The organism is Mucilaginibacter sp. (assembly GCF_039935595.1).
GTDB lineage: Bacteria > Bacteroidota > Bacteroidia > Sphingobacteriales > Sphingobacteriaceae > Mucilaginibacter.
The window spans coordinates 11209-30318 of record NZ_JBDTJZ010000167.1; the positions used below are offsets into that span (position 1 = coordinate 11209).

Consider the following 19110-nt stretch of genomic DNA (forward strand, 5'->3'; position numbering starts at 1 on the left):
AATGAAAGACCTCGCCTACTTAAATAAATTTTTCTATAAATATCGCTGGCAACTTATACCGGGCGTACTGTTTGTAATTATTTCCAACATTTTTAGCGTATTGCCGGCACAAGTTATCCGTGTGGCGTTTGATCTGGTTACCGAAAATATTGGTATTTACCAACTTTTTTCGGGCTTTAACAGGCAGGGAATGATCTATGAGATATTTGGCTCGAGCCTGTTATTATTTGGCGCGCTGGTGCTGGTACTATCGCTGATAAGGGGTCTGTTTTTGTTTTTTATGCGACAAACCATCATCCTGATGTCGCGCCATATTGAGTACGATCTTAAAAACGAGATATATAACCATTACCAGATACTTTCGTTAGCATTTTACCGCCGCCATAACACCGGCGACCTGCTGAACCGGGCAACAGAAGATGTGAGCCGTGTGCGCATGTACCTGGGGCCCGGCATTATGTATACCATTAATACCATAGTGCTGTTTATTTTGGTTGGCGGCGCTATGCTAATGGTAAATGTAAGGCTGGCCGTATTTTCTATACTCCCATTACCCATTTTAGCGGTTATGATTTATTATGTAAATAATATTATCAATTTCCGCAGCGAAAAAATACAGGAGCGTTTATCGGGCCTTTCAAGCTTTGTGCAGGAAAATTTTTCAGGTATCCGCATCATGAAATCGTACGTGCGCGAGCCGCATGTACGTAAAAGGTTTGCAGCCGAAAGCGAGGATTATAAAATACATTCCATGTCGCTGGTGCGGGTGCAGGCCTTGTTTTACCCGCTAATGCTGTTACTGGTGGGCCTAAGTAATATTATTACTATTTATATTGGTGGTATTGAAGTAATGAAAGGCACCATAACTACGGGTAACATAGCCGAGTTTTTAGTGTATTTAAACCAGCTTACCTTCCCGGTTATGGCGCTGGGCTGGGTAACGTCGCTTATTCAGCGGGCAGCGGCTTCGCAAAAGCGCATCAATGAGTTTCTGCATACCCAGCCCGAAATCGTACCGCCGAATGTACCGGCTCAACCCATACAAGGCGAAATTGAGTTTAATAATGTATCATTTATTTACCCCGATACCGGTATACAGGCTTTAAAAAATATATCATTTGAGGTTAAGCAGGGCCAAATGCTGGCTATCATTGGGCGTACAGGGTCGGGCAAATCAACCATAGCCAATTTGTTAATGCGGATGTATGATACTACCGGCGGTGATATTTTAATTGATAGTCTATCGCTTAAAAAGCATAATTTGGATAGTTATCGTTCGCAAGTGGGTATAGTACCACAGGAGGTGTTTCTATTTTCGGATACTATAGCCAATAATATAGCTTTCAGCGCCGATGTATTAAATATGCCCTTGGTTGAACAAGCTGCAAAAGATGCTGCCGTATATAACAACATTAAGGAACTTGAATATGGCTTTGAAACGCTTATAGGCGAGCGCGGCGTTACCTTGTCGGGCGGGCAAAAGCAGCGGGTATCAATAGCCCGTGCCATTGCAAAACACCCGCAGATATTGATATTTGATGATTGCCTCTCGGCAGTTGATACCCGTACCGAAGAAGAAATTTTAAATAACCTGGGCCAGGTAATGCAGGATAAAACAAGTATTATTATAGCACACCGCATATCAACCATAAAAAATGCCGATAAAATACTGGTATTGGATAACGGAGAGATCATAGAACAGGGCACGCACGATTATTTAATGCAACAAAAAGGAAATTATTTTGATTTATATGAAAAACAGTTACTTGAGGAGGAAGAAAATGCCTGATTACGAACTCAATAACCAAAAACATATTGTAAAAAGTTAAAAAAAGGTTAATAATATTTGTTTTAATACTTGCGGTTTGAAAATTTATTTATATTTATGCCAATCAAACTAAACTACAACATTATTTAAACATGGGAGATTTTGACAATAGAGAGCGAGAGGAAGTTTTTTCAAAGAAAGTAAGGGCGGGTAAAAGAACGTACTTTTTTGATGTAAAGGCCACACGATCAAATGATTATTACGTTACCATTACCGAAAGCAAAAAACGTTTGGAAGACGGGGTTTTTATTAAACACAAAATATTTTTATACAAAGAAGATTTTGAAAAATTTGCGGAAGGATTGATGGGAACCATTGATTACATTAAAGAACACCAGGAAGTGGTTGAAAAGCGCTACGAATACAGCGATGCCCCCGAAACCACAGCCAAAACAGCCGACGAAGATTTTTCATTCGAGATATAAAACCATACTCAAACCCAAAACCTATTATAAACCAAAAACCCGCTTACGCGGGTTTTTTTTATACCCTAAAATTATAACAAACAGTTATTTCAATTTATTGTATATTTAAACGTGAATTACAGAGCTACAATTTGGTTTGCAATCGCAATATCTATTATCATTCTTATTCTGTTAGCCTTTTTTCTTCCTTCGAAAGATTGTACTTTAATTAATATAGTCGGATTAATCGGATTTGTACTATCTGCGTTGGGTATTGTTATTGCATATGTTCAAATCATTTCAATAAAAAAAATAGCCTTAGAAACACAACGTCAAATTACTGAAAATCTAAGGCAACATAACAGTATATTAATGATTTCTGATTTATCTAAAAAAGGAGAAATAATCCAAGAGATACAGGGATATTTACGTGAAGATAAATTTGATTTGTGCCGGTTAAGGATGAAAGATTTAAAAAGTATATTAGCAAATATTGGCAACCAAGATTATTACAGTTCATTAGTTCCTAAAAAAGAATTTAAAAGCGTCTTGGAAAATTTTCAATTAGATTACCGTAATCTTTTAACTCATAATCTTACAGATAGAACAAGAATAGACAAAATACTTGTGATTGAACATTTAGAGGCATTATCATTGTTATTTCTCAATGTAGAAAACCAATTAAAAAATCGAAGAAATGATACCTGAAAAATTAAAAAAACTAATAGCCTTGCTTACTGCTAAAACTTTAGAAAAGAAAGCTATATGGAATAAGGGAAGTTATGATAATCAATTTAAATTATCATTATCAGATGGAATTGCCATTGCAGTTCACCAATGGGAGGATAATTTCCAAAACCCATTTTGGGAGGTTGTGATATTTAATGACCAGGGAGATCCAATAGAAAAATACGAAACTTCTACAGAAACAAGTAAAGAAGATTTTTCTTTATTAAAAGCCTTCCATAAAGCAGCTAACGATCGATATTATAAGGTTGAGGAAACGATGGACACACTTTTGCATTCTATTGAAAGTCAGGATGTGATAGGAAAAAAAGATGAGCTTATAACTTTTGCTCCACCTCCCGAGGAGGATGACTTGCCCTTTTAATAATTGTTTATCAATGTATCTGTGGGTGAATATTACTACCCCAGCAGATTTTTCATAATCATGACCGCTATGCTGAAATAAATGATAAGCCCGGTAACGTCAACTAACGTAGCTACAAACGGCGCGGATGATGTTGCAGGATCGGCACCCAATTTTTTTAATAATAAAGGCAACATTGATCCGGCTAATGAGCCCCAAAGCACCACCCCTATTAATGAAAAACCAACGGTAAACGCTACCAATATCCAATGCGGGCCATATAATGTAGTAAATGAGCCCAATGCAGCAACACGTATAAAACCAATTAAGCCCAGTGTTACGCCAAGCATAAGACCCGAAACTATTTCGCGACGCATAACACGCCACCAATCTACAACGGTGACTTCGCCCAAGGCCATTGCCTGTATAATTAAGGTTGACGCCTGCGAGCCGCTGTTACCCCCGCTTGATATAATTAACGGTATAAATAATGCCAGAACTACGGCTTTTTCGATTGCATGCTCGAAATAGCCCATCGCGGTAGCGGTAAGCATCTCGCCCAAAAATAAAATAACCAGCCACCCGATACGCTTTTTTACCAGCTTAAACAGGTTAATATCCAGATATGGCTCGTCTAACGCTTCTGTACCACCAATTTTTTGAATATCCTCGGTGTATTCTTCATTGGCTATCCACAAAATATCATCAACCGTAACAATACCCAGCAATATATCCTCGTCATCTGTAACCGGCAGCGCGGTACGGTTATTCATCCTGAATATGTTAATGGCTTCTTCCTGTGGATCTGTTGCCTTTAGCGCTATCAGCCTGCCATCCATCAACTGACTTATTTTGGTATCCGGGTCAACCAGTAATATCTCGCGTATACGTATATCGTCCAGCAATACGCCCTTATCGCCCAGCACATATATTACGTCAATAGTTTCGGAGTTTTTACCAAACTGGCGTATATGGGAAAGCACCCGATTAACATCCCAACTTTTTTTAACAGCAATATAATCGGGGGTCATTAAGCGGCCCACGCTGTCTTCTTTATAACCTAAAAGGGATAGGGCTTCCTTACGGTCGGCTGGCGACAGATGCAGTATCAATGCCTTCACCGCGTCGCCATGCAGCTCGCTAAATAGCGACGTACGGTCATCGGGCGGTAATTCGTTAATGATCTCCGCAATTTTATCGCCCGAAAGTTTTTTGATGATACGCTCCTGCGTAGGGAAATCCAATATGCGGAAAACGTTTACCGCACGGTTGATAGATAGTGTTTCAATAAAGCGGGGGCCATGTTCCGGAAGTTCGCCTATCAGCTCTTCAACGTCTGATATATTGAGGTTGTTCAGGTATTCCTGCAGCTGGGTATTATTATCCTGCTCCAGTAACAATTCTATTTGCTCAACCATTTCTTCCATAAAACTACCGCTTTTACATATTTTATCAATTCTGTTACCTCTCGCAAAAGTCGTTTATTTTTTCAAATTATAAGGCAGTATTTTCTGTTATCTTTGCGCAAATTTTGTTCATGGTTAATAGATCATAGTTAATGGCAAAAAGCCTGCTATGAACCATCAACCATGAACCATGAACTAAAATAAATATGGCTTTACAATGTGGTATAGTAGGTTTACCAAATGTGGGTAAATCAACTCTTTTTAATTGCTTATCAAACGCTAAGGCACAGGCGGCAAACTTTCCGTTCTGTACCATCGAGCCCAATGTGGGTGTAATAACTGTGCCGGATGAACGGCTGGCCAAACTAACCGAACTGGTGCAGCCCAAGGCAATTGTACCTAATACCATCGAGATAGTTGACATTGCCGGCCTGGTTAAAGGCGCCAGCAAAGGCGAGGGCCTGGGCAACCAATTTTTGGGTAATATCCGCACTACCAACGCCATACTGCACGTGCTGCGCTGCTTTGATAATGATAATGTTATACACGTTGATGGATCTGTTGACCCGATACGCGATAAGGAAATTATTGATACCGAACTACAGCTAAAGGATCTTGACTCAATAGAAAAAAAGATACAGAAGGTAGAAAAGATGGCCAAAACCGGCGGCGACAAGGATGCTAAAAAAACCTTTGAAGTGCTTACGGTTGTTAAGGCACATTTACTGAGCGGTAAATCGGCCCGTACCGCGCCAGTTGCCGAGGAAGACAAAGAATACTTTGCCGACCTGCAGTTACTTACCGCCAAACCGGTATTATATGTTTGTAATGTAGATGAAGGCTCGGTTAATACGGGCAATGCGTACGTTGAGAAAGTAAAAGCTGCTGTAAAGGATGAGAATGCCGGTGTACTGGTTATATCTGCGCAGATTGAAGCTGAGATTGCCGAGTTGGAAAGCTACGAAGAACGCCAAATGTTTTTGGATGATATGGGGCTAACCGAATCGGGCGTTAACAAGCTGATCAAAGCGGCTTATAAATTACTTAACCTGGCCACCTACTTTACCGCCGGCGTGCAGGAAGTACGCGCCTGGACCATTACCCAGGGTTTTACCGCGCCGCAGGCCGCAGGTGTTATCCATACCGATTTTGAAAAAGGTTTTATACGTGCCGAGGTAATAAAATATGATGATTTTGTAAAATACGGCTCAGAAGCAGCCTGTAAAGAAGCGGGTAAGCTAAGCGTAGAAGGCAAAACCTATATTGTGGAAGATGGCGATATAATGCACTTTAGGTTTAACGTTTAGCCCCCCTGCCCCCTGAAGGGGGAGTTGAATAACGAACATCGAATATTGAATAATGAAGTAATACTTCAGCGTTCAATATTCGGCATTCTTTATTCAACATTCATTTTAATCTAAAAGTTCCCCCTTTAGGGGGCGGAGGGGGCTAGGCTTTCTTCAACGTAATCACCGTTATTTCCGGCCAGATGCCTATCCTGCCTTTAAGGCCCAGGAAACCAAAGCCCCGGTTTACATACAGGTACCTGTCTTTTTGTTTGTACAGGCCCGCCCATTGTTTGTAAACATATTTAATAGGGCTCCATTTAAAACCGAATAACTCAATACCAAACTGGGCGCCATGCGTATGACCCGCCAGCGTAAGATGGATATGTTTTAAATGGATCAAAGTTTTAGCTTCCCAATGTGATGGGTCGTGCGACATTAGTATTTTAACCTGGCTATCCTCTATATCAATAAGCGCTTTATCCAGGTCGCCATGTTTATGAAAACTACCTTTGCCCCAGTTTTCAACGCCTATCAGCGTAATGCTTTGTCCGTCTTTTTCAATTTTTATGGCCTCGTCCAGCAATAATCGGAACCCAATCTTTTTATGAACATCCTTTAAAGCATTTAAATTAGCCGCTTTGGCAGCTTCGCTGGGCCATTTGGTATAATCGCCATAGTCATGATTGCCCAAAACGGAATACTTGCCCATAGGTGCTTGTAAACGCACGAAATCGGCTATCCACGGGTCCATCTCTGTAGCCTTATTGTTCACCAGGTCGCCGGTAAAGAGGATAACATCGCTATGTTGCTTATTTACCAGATCAATACCTTTATTAACCCCTTTGGCATCTGTAAAACTGCCCGAGTGAATATCTGATATCTGTGTTATAGTAAAACCGTCGAAAGCCTCGGGCAGGTCAGGAAAATATAAGGTTTCTTTATGGACGGTATAATGATGCCTGCCTTTAGTAAGTCCAAACAACAGTGCCATAAAAGGAATAGCAGCAACAGTAAGTGCAAATTCGCTTACCCAAACGCTGCGCGGCGGGAACCCCACAAACAGCCTGACCACGTCCTCTATCAGCAAAACCGGCGTACCCAATAATTTGGGTACTGCCGATAACAGCAATAACGACATCAGCCAGGATAAGGCCCGAGGGGCCTCGCCCCTTTTGCGGCCAAATATGGCAAAAACCACACCGGCAAGTATCAACAAATCAACCGACCAATAGGCCAAGTGCCAGGCCGGGTTTGCGGTTAAGGTTGTAACTGCGTTGTAAAAATAAATATCGGCAAACAGCCAAAGTACTATTACGTAGAGAACTCTTTTCTTCATTATATATAGATAGACGATTGAGAACAGCAAACATTTTAGATAGTTTAAAATAAAATCCGCGCCTCAAATATTACTCGGGCAAATATAAGAGCGGTAAAATCAATTTTATATATTTGCCCCAACATTGCTCCCGTAGTTCAATGGATAGAATGATGGTTTCCGGTACCATTGATATGAGTTCGAATCTCGTCGGGAGCACAAAAGCCGATAGCTGGATAGTTATCGGCTTTTTATTTGTTTATAATTTGTTATATGGAGAAGTTAGTGATTAACGTACCGGATGGTAAGAGCAATATTATAAAACAAGTATTGCATAGCCTTGGTGTGACTATACCTGGCTACGATATACCTATTAAAGGTGACTATAAAAAGAAACTCCTAAACGTTGCTGTTTGGCCGGAACAGGACTTGAAAGAAATTGAAGAGGCAACCAAGGCACTAAATAACTTTAAGGCCGAAGAATGGTAGTTGATACCGGCATCTTCATAGAACATCTGCGTGCCAAAGACAAAATTTCCACGACTTTATTCCAGATTGCTGACGAGCCCGAGATAGTTATTGGCTTTTTTATTTCAGATGTAGACACTTGAATCAGCAATGAATTTTTTCATATATTCATTCCATAATTTAATATAGCCATGAAAAAAATTATACTTTGCCTGCTAGCTTTTGCAGCCATCAATAATATTAAAGCACAAGAGTTAAAATCAAAAATACCGGCCGCCAGTAGTGGCCAGCGTTTGGAACAGGATTTTGGGTTGGGCACCATATCTGTAAACTATTACCGCCCAAACACCAGGGGCCGCAAAATATTTGGCAATATTGAACCTTACGGTTTAGTATGGCGCACCGGTGCCAACAATGCAACCGTAATTAAAGTAACCGATACTGTACAGGTAGAAGGCCATACCCTGCTGCCGGGCGCTTACAGCCTTTTTAGTATACCGGGCCCAACCGAGTGGACCGTTATCTTTAATAAAAATGCAAGCCAGTGGGGCGCATACAGCTATGACGAAAAACAGGATCTGTTCAGGTTTAAAGTTAAGCCAGTTAAGTTGGCCGCCAAGGTAGAGACACTGACCATTCAGTTTGCTGACGTACACGAAGAGGATTGCCTGTTACAGGTATTATGGGAAAATACCTGTATATACCTGCATTTAAAAACCAGTGTAAACAACCGCGTTTTTGCCAATATACAGGAAGAGATGAAGGGCGCAACAAAACCATATTACATGGGTGCTATATGGTGCTATAACCATAACCGCAACTTACCACAAGCTTTAGCATGGATAAAGGAGGCAGATAAAGCCAGCCCTAACGCTTTTAACCTAAAATACTGGCTGGCCAGGCTTCAACTTAAAACCGGTGATAAAAAAGCGGCGATAGCATCGGCCAATGAGGGGTTGAAATTGGCCCAGGCAGAAAAAAGTGCCGAGTACATCCGCATGAATAAAGAGGTGTTGCATGATGCCGGCGTCAATTAACTGATCTTGCACCCTTCAGCAACCTACCGTGTACCCATATCTTTTTAATTAAAAAAAATGCGATTATATGTCCCGTTAGGGACTACCTGTTTGTAGAAAACAGCTTGATTTTTAGCTTGTGCCACGTAGTGGCTACCCTTTTTTGAACACTATTGCCCACCTGGCAGTTTAGGGTAGAGCCGATGGCTCAATTTTTTCTCTGTTTTTTTTTGCTACAAACAGGCAGTCCCTACGGGACATAGATAGTCAAAAGATATAGGCACACGGTAGTTTTGACACGAGTGCTTAAAATAGTTATTTCGCTTTTATCGCAGAATTGTAGCATTATACAATTATCATCCTCTGGAAGCCCAGGGCCAACATAACCCGCCATTATTCCTACGGATTTTTACCAGAGCCACAAACTCCAGTGCCAGACCCAAACCCATAGTAACCCCCGTTACAAAATCAGGCAGGTGATAATAGCGGCTTATAACAGGTGTTGTAGTCACCGTTAGCAAGCCTATAATTAGATACGGCAATGCCGCTTTCGGAAGATTTTTATTTTTCATTTGTTTCCAGTTGTTTAATTAGTTTTTCAAAATGATTCCGCATCCTGTTTAATTTTTCGGTATTCCTTTTAAACATCATTGGTCTTAATACTAACCAATTAACTAATAAAAAGGCAATAGTGATTATATACAAGGCTATTGTTGCAGCCAAACTATGAGTTGCAGGTTCATATAGGTATAACGACAAACCAACAACACAAAGAACCAATATACGCAACTGGGTTTTTTTATAATGGTATTGTTGGTTAAGCCCCGTTTGGTCAATAAACGCTAAAAACTCTCGGTTACTGCAATCGTCCAATTGGTTAAATCGTTTAAGCGACCTCAAATTATTTAATCCCAAAATTATCCAGGCAAGCGCCATCAATCCTCCACCAACCCAAGTTGTTATCATTTTGGAGTTTAAAAACATAAGTATGCCTACCATTAACATCAAGAAAAACACAGATACTATGATAGCTAACCATTTTTTTCGTACCCGCTGCGACTGAAATGTTTTTATAGAACGTTTGATATCGCCCGGTTCAGGCAGTTTGCACCTATCCGCAGTTTGCCAAATGGCTTTTAATTCATTCAAATTGTCCATATAGCTTAATTTTTTTTGATAGTTTTTCTTTGATACGATGGATCTTGACGCGGGTGTTAACCTCGCTTAATCCTACAATTGCGGCTATTTCGTTCTGCGGCACATCTTCCAGCTCTAACGATATGATGATTCGGTCAGTTTCGGGCAATGTTGCAATACATTTATATAACAAAGCCAATTTACCTTCCTGCGATACGGTTTCCGGCTCAGCCAGTTGCTCGGGTAATTCGTCAAGCGGCATTCGTTTGGCAACTTCCATAGCGCGCAGGCAATGGTTAGTTGCTATCCGGAATATCCAGGTGCTAATATGCGACTCATTGCGAAACGAAGACAGGTTGCGCCAAACCGAAAAAAACGTTTCCTGCACCAGGTCCTTGGCATGATCAGGATCATTAGTATAACCCATACACACCCTAAATATCTGCGGCGAATAACGTTTATATATCTCGTCGAAGTCCGTCATGTTACTTACTGTACAAGTTTATCATCATATTTTGCGGGGTTAGATACGACCGCTTTTATAATGTTACATATTGTTTGTGAAATATCAATTTGTACATCCATAGTCTTATCAAACCAAGTCAATAAAATTAACCTGCTGCAAACATCCCCCTAACATCAAACACCTATTTTTAGCCGAATTTATACTACACCATTTGGCCTGGATATACATCATCATAGCCGCGTTATTTGAAGCCGCGTGGACCTACTGCGTTAAGTTTTTTAAACTAAGCGATTTTAAACTGTTGGCCTGGGATAATTTTTACACCGTAAAAGGATTACTTATACTAACTCCTATAACCGGCTACCTGGTTTTCGGACTGGCCAACGCCTGGTTCTTCTCCATGGCTATTAAACAAATACCTACGGGTATGGCCTTTGCCGCCTGGACAGGTGCCAGCATTATTGCCCTTAAGCTTTGCGATATGGTGTTTTTTCATGAGTCTGCTTCTCTGCCCGAATTGCTTTTTATAACCATGATTATGGTGGGTATAATGGGTTTAAAGTTTTTCGCTGTTTAATAGATCCTACCTTATAACAGTAACGTAACCACTTAATACAGTGCCAGAAATATTGCCCAGTTTTATTAAATAGTAATATACACCCGCCGGCACTTCACTTCCTTTATAATTTCCGTCCCAGGCGTTAGGGTAGCCTCGTGATTGATAAATATTGACACCATAACGGTTATAAATATTAACCAAACATTGCGGATATGCGGCCAGATCGGGAATATTCCATAGATCATTAACCCCATCGCCATTGGGCGAAAAAGTATTGTAAATATTTACTACCGGTGCAACCTCCGTAACCGTTAACACCTGCGATTGCGGAGTTGCTGCAGCATAGGTTGTATTGCCACTTTGCGATGCGGTAATGGTGGTACTGCCGATACCAACAATATGAATTATCCCTGCTGCCGAAACTGTTGCCACTGTCGGATTGCTGCTGGTATAAGTTATTGGAGTAACGTTATTAGTACTGATAGCCCCTGCCGAAAAATCCACATCGGCAATGGTTTTATTACTAATGGGCGGGAATGTGATAACCGAAGGTAGCAACGTTGAATTAACTACCGACAGATTAAGTACAGTACTGCCGCTCCCTGACGAATTATATGCCGTAATAGTATAATCAGTAGGTGGCCATGTAGTGCCGGGTGTACCGGTTATAACGCCGGTTGTACCATCAAAAAACATACCCGGTGGCAAAGCCTTATCAATAGTATATCCGGTAAGCGTTATTTTTCTGATAGCTCGGTTAAGGCCGTCGGCAATGTATAAATTACCATCGGGACCCATAGCCAACTGGTTTAAGGTTGAAAAGCTGGCCGCCGTGCCTAATCCATCAATAAATCCCTGCGCGCCGGTGCCCGCTATGGTACTTACTACACCGGCAGAACTAATTTTCCTTATCAAATAATTCCCGGCATCGGCCACATAAATATTCCCGGAATGATCAACAGCCATACCCGTAATAATATTAAATCTGGCCGATAAGGCCGGGCCGTCGGTTGTCCCGGCAGTACCATCACCTGCTATAAGGGTAACTATACCTGCGGGTGTAATTTTAAAAACCTGCAGGGTATTGTTGATATATAAATTGTCGTTATCGTCAATTGCCAGGTCAAACGGACCAAAAGTTAATGTTGCGAAAGTAGACACCAGACCTGAAGTCAAATCAATTTTCCTCACAGCATTATTTGCTACGTCAGCAACAAAAATATTCCCGGCTTTATTTACGGCTATGCCAAATGCGCGGTCAAAACGGGCTATGGCCAATGGGCCGTCAACATATCCAAGCGTGCCATCTGTTAGCGTAGTAACTGTGCCATCCGGGGCCACCTTTCTTATTAAATTATTACCAACGTCGGTTACATAAATATTGCCTGCCGCATCGGCAGCTAAATTTCGGGGCGTAAAAAAACTTGCGGCCGCGCCTACCCCGTCAGTGGTTCCCTGATTACCGCTCCCGGCAATAAAGCTGGCTCCCGAAAGCGATATCGACTGTATAGTTGTATTGCTATAATCAATTACATCCAATTCGCCAACACCATTGTTGGTCAATCCCATGGGCGAATCCAGATTAACATTTACCGCAGCGCCTGCTGATGAACCGGCAAAGGTACTTACTGTGCCATAAATGGTTGTGGGTACCACACCCCCGCCATTATTAGGTACTAACGGAATAATAGGCGTATTTACTTGATATACTTTGGGAGTGACATAACTAACTACAGGTGCCTGCGCAAACGTTTGATAGCCACATAACCAAACAATGGATAAAAAAAATGGCCATATTTTATACATCAGTTTATCGGTCATGCACCTAAAGCCATAAAGTTAACATTTATTACAATTGGGTAAAACGGTATTGGGAATATCCCAATTAAAACAAAATACAATTAACTCACCCTAATAAAAATTCATAACCGTCAATTTTTTGTAATCTTGGAGTGCTTTTTGTTTGATAATTGGCACACTGATTAAACCGTTTCAGTTTTTTTAGTCTATTACAATAACAGCAATAAAAAAGCTGACAAAATATTTCAAACGATATGAGAAGGATAATAAAAAATTTAACACTAACAAGCTTAAGCGGACTGCTTTGTTTGTTTTTAGCCATACCCGCTAACGCGCAACACCGTGGTTCAGTTGGCGGAGGTGGTGGCGGCGGTGGCCGTTCATCCGGCGGTGGTGGCGGTGGTTTTTCTGGCGGTGGCGGCGGTGGTCGTTCTTTTAGCGGCGGTGGTAATGCCGGTGCTTCGCGTCAATCATTTGGCGGCGGTATGCAGGGCGGATCACGTCAATCGTTCGGTGGTGGTATGCAAGGCGGATCACGTCAATCGTTCGGCGGTGGTATGCAGGGTGGCTCACGTCAGTCATTCAACGGCGGCAATCGTCAAACATACGGCAATGTAAATCCCGGTGTAGGTCGTCAGTCATTTGGAGGGCGTACGCAAGGTTTGCAGGGGAACACAAGGGCTTTTGGCAACAATCGCGTAGGTGTAAATGCCAACCGTGGTGCATATAGCAATGGCAGGATTGGTGTAAATGGCTATCGTGGCGCTTTTAATGGCCGTTATGGTGTAACCAGCCGCATAACTCCTTACGCACGTAATTATTACCGTGGTGGTATAGGTAACTACGGACGCGGCTATAGCTATAGCCCATGGTCAGGACGTGGTGGCTACTTTTACAATCGTGGCTTTTATGGTAGCTCATATTACCCGCGTTTAGGCTTCAGCTTAGGTTATTTGCCTTATGGTTACTATCCATTTGATTGGGGCGGCTTGCAATTTTATTATAGCGACGGGTATTTTTATCAGAATTATGACAACCAATACACTATAGTTGAACCACCCATTGGCGCAGCAGTTAACAGCCTGCCGTCAGGTGCACAATCCATAGTAATAAATGGCACACAGTATTATGAGCTTAACGGTGTATATTATCAGCCTATAACACAAGATGATGGCAGAGTGGTTTACCAGGTTGCCGGCAAAGATGGCCAATTAGAAACCGATGAGCCCAACCTGAATGATTATAACGGCGATAATGGCGGCCCGGTTGATTACGGTCAGCCTAATGTTGCCCAGAGCCAGGGCCCGCAAATTGGCGATATAGTTACTGATTTACCTGCTGATACTCGTAAAATAAAAATAAACGGCGAAAAATTTATTGTAAGCCCTGATGACTATTATTATAAAGAAACACGCGATAGCAATGGTAGAAAAGTTTACGAAATAGTGGGCACCCCCAATGATGCCCCCGACGATAACTAATATTTAGCGAATTGAATTTATAAAGGGTGGGCATATTGTCCGCCCTTTTTTTATATAACCCTATTTGTTATTGAATATTAAACGGGTTATTCCTGGCATAATCAATTTTGGCCTCAAATAGCTCGGCCATTTTTGCGGCGCGCCATTTGGCTTCGTCCGCTTTTTCGCCGGTAAACAGCTCATCAACTGTATTATTAAAAAGCTTGAGCCAGGTGGCAAAATGTTCATGATCAACCGGTAACTGCGCATGGGGTGGAAACGGGCTGCCAAAATAAGTATGCTCCTGCAGTAACACCGTTTGCCAAAATTTATACATCTTTTCCAAATGAACGGGCCACCTATCCTGTATGCGTTCATTAAATATCGGGCCCAGTAATTTATCATCCCTTATGCGCTCATAAAAGGTGTCAACCAACAATTTAATGTCATCTATATTCAATAATTCGGATTGGCCGGGCATAATTAGTTGTAAATTAAAACAGTAACTTTTTAGTGATATTTAAGCTTACAATACTAAACAAATATATGCCTGCGTTTGTTAGTAAACTACCAAATTTTAAACACTATGGCTAAAAAAATCCTGATCCTTGACGACAATGAAGATATACTGGAAATGATGAAAGTTGCCCTTGAGGATGAAGGACACGAGGTAGAATGTATGACCGATACTGACGATATTTATAAAACTATAAGCCATATTAAACCCGACCTTTTAATTGTAGATTATATACTGACGGATATTAATGGCGGCGAATTTTGTCACCAGGTAAAAACCAACCCCCAAACGGCACATATCCCGGTTATCATGGTATCAGGCCATCAGCGTGTTTTAGAATCATTTGGTACTACTTATGGCGCAGATGTTTTTATTGCTAAGCCATTTTCTTTAGAGGATATTGTAAATAATGTGAACGATTGTTTAACTAATGCGGAGCATATGGCTCATCAGCATTAACAATTTATTTCGAACGGAAGTGAGAAATCTATACATAGATTAGTCAGTGTATAGATTTCTCTCTTCGATCGAAATGACAGAATATCTTTGTTTTATTTAATATTTAAACGGTTTACCCCCTACCATAACTTCCTGTATTTTTTCGTCGAAGGTAGCTTTAAGGCCGATATGTGATGCAGCAGTGGTCATGATATTAGCTATAGAGTGCGAATAGCCGGCTTCAACCGGGGCATTTGGTGTTTTACGGCTGCGCACACATTCCATCCAGTTGCGCACATGGGCAGATGTTAAAGCATCGCCCCCGGTATCGGCGCTCGATACTACTTTTTCTGTACTTGGCAGGGTCATTTCGGGCAATAAAACCGGTTTCATACCCATAGCAGCCGCATTTCTTGCTGTTAAGCCCCCGGCTGGTGATATTTTATTGGTATCCAGGTTAAGCTCGCCCCCGTTTGAATAATAAATTTCGGTAGGATGATCGGTACCATTATGCATACGCGCCTGAAACGATACCTGGAAACCCGTGGTCGGGTCATCCGCCGGTCCGTAATCAAACGCTGCGGTTATGGTATCCCAGCTACGGCGACCATCTTTCCATTGGTAAATGCCGCCATTCGCGGTTACGCTTCGCGGATGTTTTAGCCCGGTAAACCAATGTACGGTGTCAATTTGGTGGCTCATCCATTGCCCCGGCAAACCTGATGAGTATGGCCAAAACAAACGGAACTCTAAATATATTCTCGGGTCAAATTTTTCAAATGGCCGGTTACCTAAAAATCTTTTCCAGTCCGTATCCTGCTCTTTTAACAAAGGTACCAGATCCGGCCTACGCCATCGTCCGGGCTGGTTTACGTTCCAGGTAAGCTCAACCATGGTAATAGGCCCAAATTGACCTGACCGTATAAAATCATTAGCTGCATGGTAATTGGTACCGCTTCGTCTTTGCGATCCTATCTGCACAATACGGTCCGACGCTTTGATGGCTTTTAATGCCGCGCGGTTATCTTCCATAGTTTCGGCAAATGGCTTTTCACAATAAACATCGCAACCGGCTTTTACAGCCTCAATGGCATGGCGCGCATGTTGAAAATCGGCAGTGGCTACAAATACGGCATCCACCAGCTTTTTATCATACATCTCTTCATTATTACGGCAGGCTACAATATCATGACCCATTTTTGCTTTCCAGGCTGCCGCGCCTTCCTCACGCCTTTTGCTCCATATATCAGATACGGCTACAAAATCAAAGTTCAATTCTTTATAATGATTCATAAAAGAGGGCATATGCGCCCCCCTGTGCCGGTCAGAAAAACCAACCACACCAACGCGTACACGATCATTGGCGCCTATAATTCTTTTATAGCTTTGAGCGCTCCAGGCCACGTTTGAAACCAGGAGACCTCCCCCAGCTATAGTTGCTTTTTTAATAAAATCGCGACGAGTTTCTTCCATAATAATGTTTGATAGGTTAGCTTATATCTGTAATCGATTACAATAAAGTTAAAAACTGATTGCAGTTTTATTTATTAGATTAATTGGTTAGTAAATCTAATAAAAAAACATTCGTATTTTGAAGGGAAAAAAGAGAATTATGTATGCTATTAGGCGGCAGCCTGCAGCTTAATAGTAAATGTGGTTCCATGCCGCTCAACGCTGTCTACCTCAATTTCGCCGCCATGCTTTTTAATTATTTGGCGCACAATGCTCAAACCAAGACCCACAGATTCCTCGCCACGTATACCCTTACGGCTCGCTTTTGAAAAACGGTCAAATATAAATGGCAACAGGTCATTAGGGATGCCCATGCCAAAATCTCGTACATTAATAATTACCTGCGAGTTTAACGCCTGCAAAGAAACCTCAACGTTACTATCGCCCGAAAATTTGACCGCATTACTGATCAGGTTATCTAATACGCGCTGCATTTTTTCGGTATTTATACTACTGTATACCGGCTCTTCGGTACCAAAATATAATATATTAACCCGCTTATTGGTATGCATCTTCCAATCGTCAACCACTTTTCGTAAAAACTGGTTAACTTCAGTAGTTTCAACATCAAACTCGTTAATTTCATTATGCGCGGTCTCAAGTAAGTCGTTTATAATAGATGCTGCCTTATCGCAAGCCGATTTGATCATTTGCACGTTTTCGCGATTATCTTCATTAAGCTCGCTATCATCTTCCATAACCATGGCCAGTGTTTTAATAGCAGCCAGCGGGTTACGCAGGTCATGCGCAACTATACCTAAAATTTCGTTTTTTATAACACTGGCATTCTCAATTTCCAGGTTTTTTTCTTCAATGGCTTTTAACTTTAAAAAATTATCTGCCCGGTAGGAAAAAGCATACCTTGATATAGAAACAAACACCGTCAATAATACTAACGACGCCATGTTATTCATAAAAATCTCATTAATACTGCTTTGGTAAAAAGGCAGCAGGAAGGCAAAACATACACCTGTCACAATAGCTAAAAACAGTGTTTCTAAATACTCAAACGTAAAAAAAACACCTGTAAGAACTATGCCCATAAAATACATTACCAATGTATTACGCGGGTTATCTACAACAAAAAAAGTGGACCGCATGGTAGATAACATGGCAAACAACCCAAAGGTGATTATAAAACCCTGCAGTGTGAAAATCCGGGTTTTAAACTTTTCGAAATTTTTTATAAAATAAATGCTAACCAGGTAGACAACAGGGGTTACAGCTAATGATATCCAGTTGGCTGTATCATAATCATCAATATGTCTGATATTATCTATGGGAACTTTGTTTATAGCTATATACAACCTTAGAAATAAAGTCAATGCAAACCATACCAAGCTTAAAACTTTTACAGTTTGTAAGTTTTGGAGAACATAAAAACTCCGGAAAGATGACCGATAAGGCAGATCAATACTATTAAAAAAATGGACCCTCATTAAAATTACTAATTTGAGACGTGTAAATATAATCAATAGATAGGCATATTACTATTATCATTACATCATAACAACGAAAAAATTAAGTTAACATGTAACTTATTGATTATAAAACCCTTTTTAAAGTTAACAGGTGTAGATTAATTTAAACTTGCAGTTATTGTTTAAAATAATTAATTATCCCTTTATTTAATTATTTTGGCGGCTTTAAATATTACCATTTTCCACCATCATTAATTATGACTTACTGCTTAGGAATTAAAGTTAAAGAGGGCCTGTTAGCCATTGCCGATACCCGTATAACTTCTGGAACAGATACTACTGTAAAAAAGAAAATATCTATAGAACAAAAAGACGGTTTTTCACTTTTCATTATGACCAGCGGCCTGCGGTCGACGCGCGATAAGGCCATTGTTTATTTTAATGAGCTATTGGAAACTACCGAGTATAATAAGTTATATAAAGCTGTTAATGCATTTGGCGAGCAGGTAAAACGGGTAGCCAACGAAGATAAGGCTTCGCTGGAAAAAGCCGGCTTTAACTTTGACCTGCATACTATTATTGGCGGACAGTTAAAGGACGATTCTGAGCATAAGCTGTTTTTACTGTATCCCGAAGGCAACTGGGTTGAACTGGGCCAGGGTGCGCCGTTTATCATCATTGGCAACTCGGGGCATGGCAAGCCTATATTGAACCGTACGCTTAACGAGGATTCGAGCCTGAAGCTGGCTTTAAAGGCGGGCTTTTTATCGTTCGATTCTACAAGGGTAAGCTCTAATAACGTGGATTTCCCGATTGATGTGGCTATCTATAAAAAGGACACCTTTCAGATTACCGAACAGCGGTACGAAAAACGCGACCTCGAAAATATATCGCACCAATGGGCCGATGAATTGAAAAATGCGCTCGACCATATCAGCGAAGACTGGATGGACGTTATATTTAACAAACTACCAAATAAATAAT

19 protein-coding genes and 1 tRNA gene are annotated in these 19110 nt (G+C 41.1%); 12 read left to right on the forward strand and 8 right to left on the reverse strand.

Annotated elements, in window-relative coordinates:
• Window position 1 precedes the first annotated feature (1 nt).
• From ABI367_RS11535 to ABI367_RS11550, 4 genes are all read left to right on the forward strand, one after another.
• Window positions 2–1789 carry an ABC transporter ATP-binding protein gene (locus ABI367_RS11535; protein ID WP_462228163.1) on the forward strand — a complete coding sequence of 596 codons (1788 nt, stop codon included), beginning with the start codon at window positions 2–4 and terminating at the stop codon, window positions 1787–1789.
• 131 nt (window positions 1790–1920) lie between these two features.
• Window positions 1921–2253 (forward strand): DUF3276 family protein, encoded by a 333-nt coding sequence (locus tag ABI367_RS11540; protein WP_462228164.1) that lies wholly within the window; start codon window positions 1921–1923, stop codon window positions 2251–2253.
• A 111-nt stretch (window positions 2254–2364) separates the two neighbouring features.
• On the forward strand, window positions 2365–2940 hold the full coding sequence (locus tag ABI367_RS11545; RefSeq protein ID WP_462228165.1) for a hypothetical protein: 576 nt from the start codon (window positions 2365–2367) through the stop codon (window positions 2938–2940).
• A complete protein-coding gene (locus ABI367_RS11550; RefSeq protein WP_462228166.1) occupies window positions 2930–3343 on the forward strand; it encodes a hypothetical protein in 414 nt (137 codons plus the stop codon). Before ABI367_RS11545 ends, ABI367_RS11550 begins: the two co-directional genes overlap by 11 nt.
• Window positions 3344–3378: 35 nt before the next feature.
• On the opposite strand, the gene mgtE is transcribed toward ABI367_RS11550, so the two are convergent.
• Window positions 3379–4749 carry a magnesium transporter gene (gene mgtE / locus ABI367_RS11555; RefSeq protein ID WP_462228167.1) on the reverse strand — a complete coding sequence of 457 codons (1371 nt, stop codon included), beginning with the start codon at window positions 4747–4749 and terminating at the stop codon, window positions 3379–3381.
• Between the two features lie 185 nt (window positions 4750–4934).
• On the opposite strand from mgtE, the gene ychF reads away from it, so the two are divergent.
• Entirely contained in the window at window positions 4935–6035 is a 1101-nt protein-coding gene (gene ychF / locus ABI367_RS11560; protein WP_462228168.1) for a redox-regulated ATPase YchF, read from the forward strand.
• 142 nt (window positions 6036–6177) lie between these two features.
• Here the strand turns inward: ychF and ABI367_RS11565 are convergent, their stop codons facing one another.
• A complete protein-coding gene (locus tag ABI367_RS11565) occupies window positions 6178–7353 on the reverse strand; it encodes a metallophosphoesterase (RefSeq protein WP_462228169.1) in 1176 nt (391 codons plus the stop codon).
• A 126-nt stretch (window positions 7354–7479) separates the two neighbouring features.
• Between ABI367_RS11565 and ABI367_RS11570 the strand changes: the two genes are divergently transcribed.
• From ABI367_RS11570 to ABI367_RS11580, 3 genes are all read left to right on the forward strand, one after another.
• Window positions 7480–7551: transfer RNA gene (locus ABI367_RS11570), tRNA-Arg, on the forward strand.
• Window positions 7552–7605: 54 nt separating this feature from the next.
• The gene (locus ABI367_RS11575) at window positions 7606–7821 is read left to right on the forward strand and encodes a hypothetical protein (protein WP_462228170.1); all 216 of its coding nucleotides are present in this window, start codon (window positions 7606–7608) and stop codon (window positions 7819–7821) included.
• Window positions 7822–7991: 170 nt separating this feature from the next.
• Window positions 7992–8837 carry a DUF2911 domain-containing protein gene (locus ABI367_RS11580; protein WP_462228171.1) on the forward strand — a complete coding sequence of 282 codons (846 nt, stop codon included), beginning with the start codon at window positions 7992–7994 and terminating at the stop codon, window positions 8835–8837.
• 540 nt (window positions 8838–9377) lie between these two features.
• On the opposite strand, the gene ABI367_RS11585 is transcribed toward ABI367_RS11580, so the two are convergent.
• On the reverse strand, window positions 9378–9974 hold the full coding sequence (locus ABI367_RS11585) for a hypothetical protein (RefSeq protein WP_462228172.1): 597 nt from the start codon (window positions 9972–9974) through the stop codon (window positions 9378–9380).
• Window positions 9958–10437: an RNA polymerase sigma factor gene (locus ABI367_RS11590; RefSeq protein ID WP_462228173.1), complete on the reverse strand. Its 480-nt coding sequence runs from the start codon at window positions 10435–10437 to the stop codon at window positions 9958–9960. The genes ABI367_RS11585 and ABI367_RS11590 overlap by 17 nt, the downstream gene beginning before the upstream one ends.
• Window positions 10438–10630: 193 nt before the next feature.
• Between ABI367_RS11590 and ABI367_RS11595 the strand changes: the two genes are divergently transcribed.
• A complete protein-coding gene (locus ABI367_RS11595; RefSeq protein WP_462228174.1) occupies window positions 10631–10996 on the forward strand; it encodes a DMT family transporter in 366 nt (121 codons plus the stop codon).
• 6 nt (window positions 10997–11002) lie between these two features.
• Here ABI367_RS11595 and ABI367_RS11600 read toward each other — a convergent pair whose 3' ends face one another.
• Entirely contained in the window at window positions 11003–12799 is a 1797-nt protein-coding gene (locus ABI367_RS11600; protein ID WP_462228175.1) for a T9SS type B sorting domain-containing protein, read from the reverse strand.
• Window positions 12800–13032: 233 nt separating this feature from the next.
• Here ABI367_RS11600 and ABI367_RS11605 point away from each other — a divergent pair, with 233 nt between their 5' ends.
• Window positions 13033–14259, forward strand: a complete 1227-nt coding sequence (locus ABI367_RS11605; RefSeq protein ID WP_462228176.1) for a DUF6515 family protein — start codon at window positions 13033–13035, stop codon at window positions 14257–14259.
• Between the two features lie 67 nt (window positions 14260–14326).
• Here ABI367_RS11605 and ABI367_RS11610 read toward each other — a convergent pair whose 3' ends face one another.
• A complete protein-coding gene (locus ABI367_RS11610) occupies window positions 14327–14719 on the reverse strand; it encodes a group III truncated hemoglobin (protein WP_462228177.1) in 393 nt (130 codons plus the stop codon).
• Window positions 14720–14824: 105 nt separating this feature from the next.
• Here ABI367_RS11610 and ABI367_RS11615 point away from each other — a divergent pair, with 105 nt between their 5' ends.
• Entirely contained in the window at window positions 14825–15214 is a 390-nt protein-coding gene (locus ABI367_RS11615; RefSeq protein ID WP_462228178.1) for a response regulator, read from the forward strand.
• Between the two features lie 96 nt (window positions 15215–15310).
• Here ABI367_RS11615 and ABI367_RS11620 read toward each other — a convergent pair whose 3' ends face one another.
• Entirely contained in the window at window positions 15311–16666 is a 1356-nt protein-coding gene (locus ABI367_RS11620) for a Gfo/Idh/MocA family protein (protein ID WP_462228179.1), read from the reverse strand.
• A gap of 149 nt (window positions 16667–16815) precedes the next feature.
• Entirely contained in the window at window positions 16816–18030 is a 1215-nt protein-coding gene (locus tag ABI367_RS11625; protein ID WP_462228180.1) for a sensor histidine kinase, read from the reverse strand.
• 353 nt (window positions 18031–18383) lie between these two features.
• Between ABI367_RS11625 and ABI367_RS11630 the strand changes: the two genes are divergently transcribed.
• Window positions 18384–19109: a peptidase gene (locus ABI367_RS11630; RefSeq protein WP_462228181.1), complete on the forward strand. Its 726-nt coding sequence runs from the start codon at window positions 18384–18386 to the stop codon at window positions 19107–19109.
• The last annotated feature ends 1 nt before the right edge of the window (window position 19110 follow it).

Excerpts from the sequence above, each read along its gene's own strand:
- ABI367_RS11630 (WP_462228181.1), top strand. The coding sequence starts at position 18,384 with ATGACTTACTGCTTAGGAATTAAAGTTAAAGAGGGCCTGTTAGCCATT.
- ABI367_RS11615 (WP_462228178.1), top strand. The coding sequence starts at position 14,825 with ATGGCTAAAAAAATCCTGATCCTTGACGACAATGAAGATATACTGGAA.
- ABI367_RS11610 (WP_462228177.1), bottom strand. The coding sequence starts at position 14,719 with ATGCCCGGCCAATCCGAATTATTGAATATAGATGACATTAAATTGTTG.
- ABI367_RS11620 (WP_462228179.1), bottom strand. The coding sequence starts at position 16,666 with ATGGAAGAAACTCGTCGCGATTTTATTAAAAAAGCAACTATAGCTGGG.
- mgtE (WP_462228167.1), bottom strand. The coding sequence starts at position 4,749 with ATGGAAGAAATGGTTGAGCAAATAGAATTGTTACTGGAGCAGGATAAT.
- ABI367_RS11590 (WP_462228173.1), bottom strand. The coding sequence starts at position 10,437 with ATGACGGACTTCGACGAGATATATAAACGTTATTCGCCGCAGATATTT.
- ABI367_RS11605 (WP_462228176.1), top strand. The coding sequence starts at position 13,033 with ATGAGAAGGATAATAAAAAATTTAACACTAACAAGCTTAAGCGGACTG.
- ABI367_RS11565 (WP_462228169.1), bottom strand. The coding sequence starts at position 7,353 with ATGAAGAAAAGAGTTCTCTACGTAATAGTACTTTGGCTGTTTGCCGAT.
- ABI367_RS11580 (WP_462228171.1), top strand. The coding sequence starts at position 7,992 with ATGAAAAAAATTATACTTTGCCTGCTAGCTTTTGCAGCCATCAATAAT.
- ABI367_RS11535 (WP_462228163.1), top strand. The coding sequence starts at position 2 with ATGAAAGACCTCGCCTACTTAAATAAATTTTTCTATAAATATCGCTGG.
- ychF (WP_462228168.1), top strand. The coding sequence starts at position 4,935 with ATGGCTTTACAATGTGGTATAGTAGGTTTACCAAATGTGGGTAAATCA.
- ABI367_RS11540 (WP_462228164.1), top strand. The coding sequence starts at position 1,921 with ATGGGAGATTTTGACAATAGAGAGCGAGAGGAAGTTTTTTCAAAGAAA.
- ABI367_RS11600 (WP_462228175.1), bottom strand. The coding sequence starts at position 12,799 with ATGACCGATAAACTGATGTATAAAATATGGCCATTTTTTTTATCCATT.
- ABI367_RS11575 (WP_462228170.1), top strand. The coding sequence starts at position 7,606 with ATGGAGAAGTTAGTGATTAACGTACCGGATGGTAAGAGCAATATTATA.
- ABI367_RS11550 (WP_462228166.1), top strand. The coding sequence starts at position 2,930 with ATGATACCTGAAAAATTAAAAAAACTAATAGCCTTGCTTACTGCTAAA.
- ABI367_RS11585 (WP_462228172.1), bottom strand. The coding sequence starts at position 9,974 with ATGGACAATTTGAATGAATTAAAAGCCATTTGGCAAACTGCGGATAGG.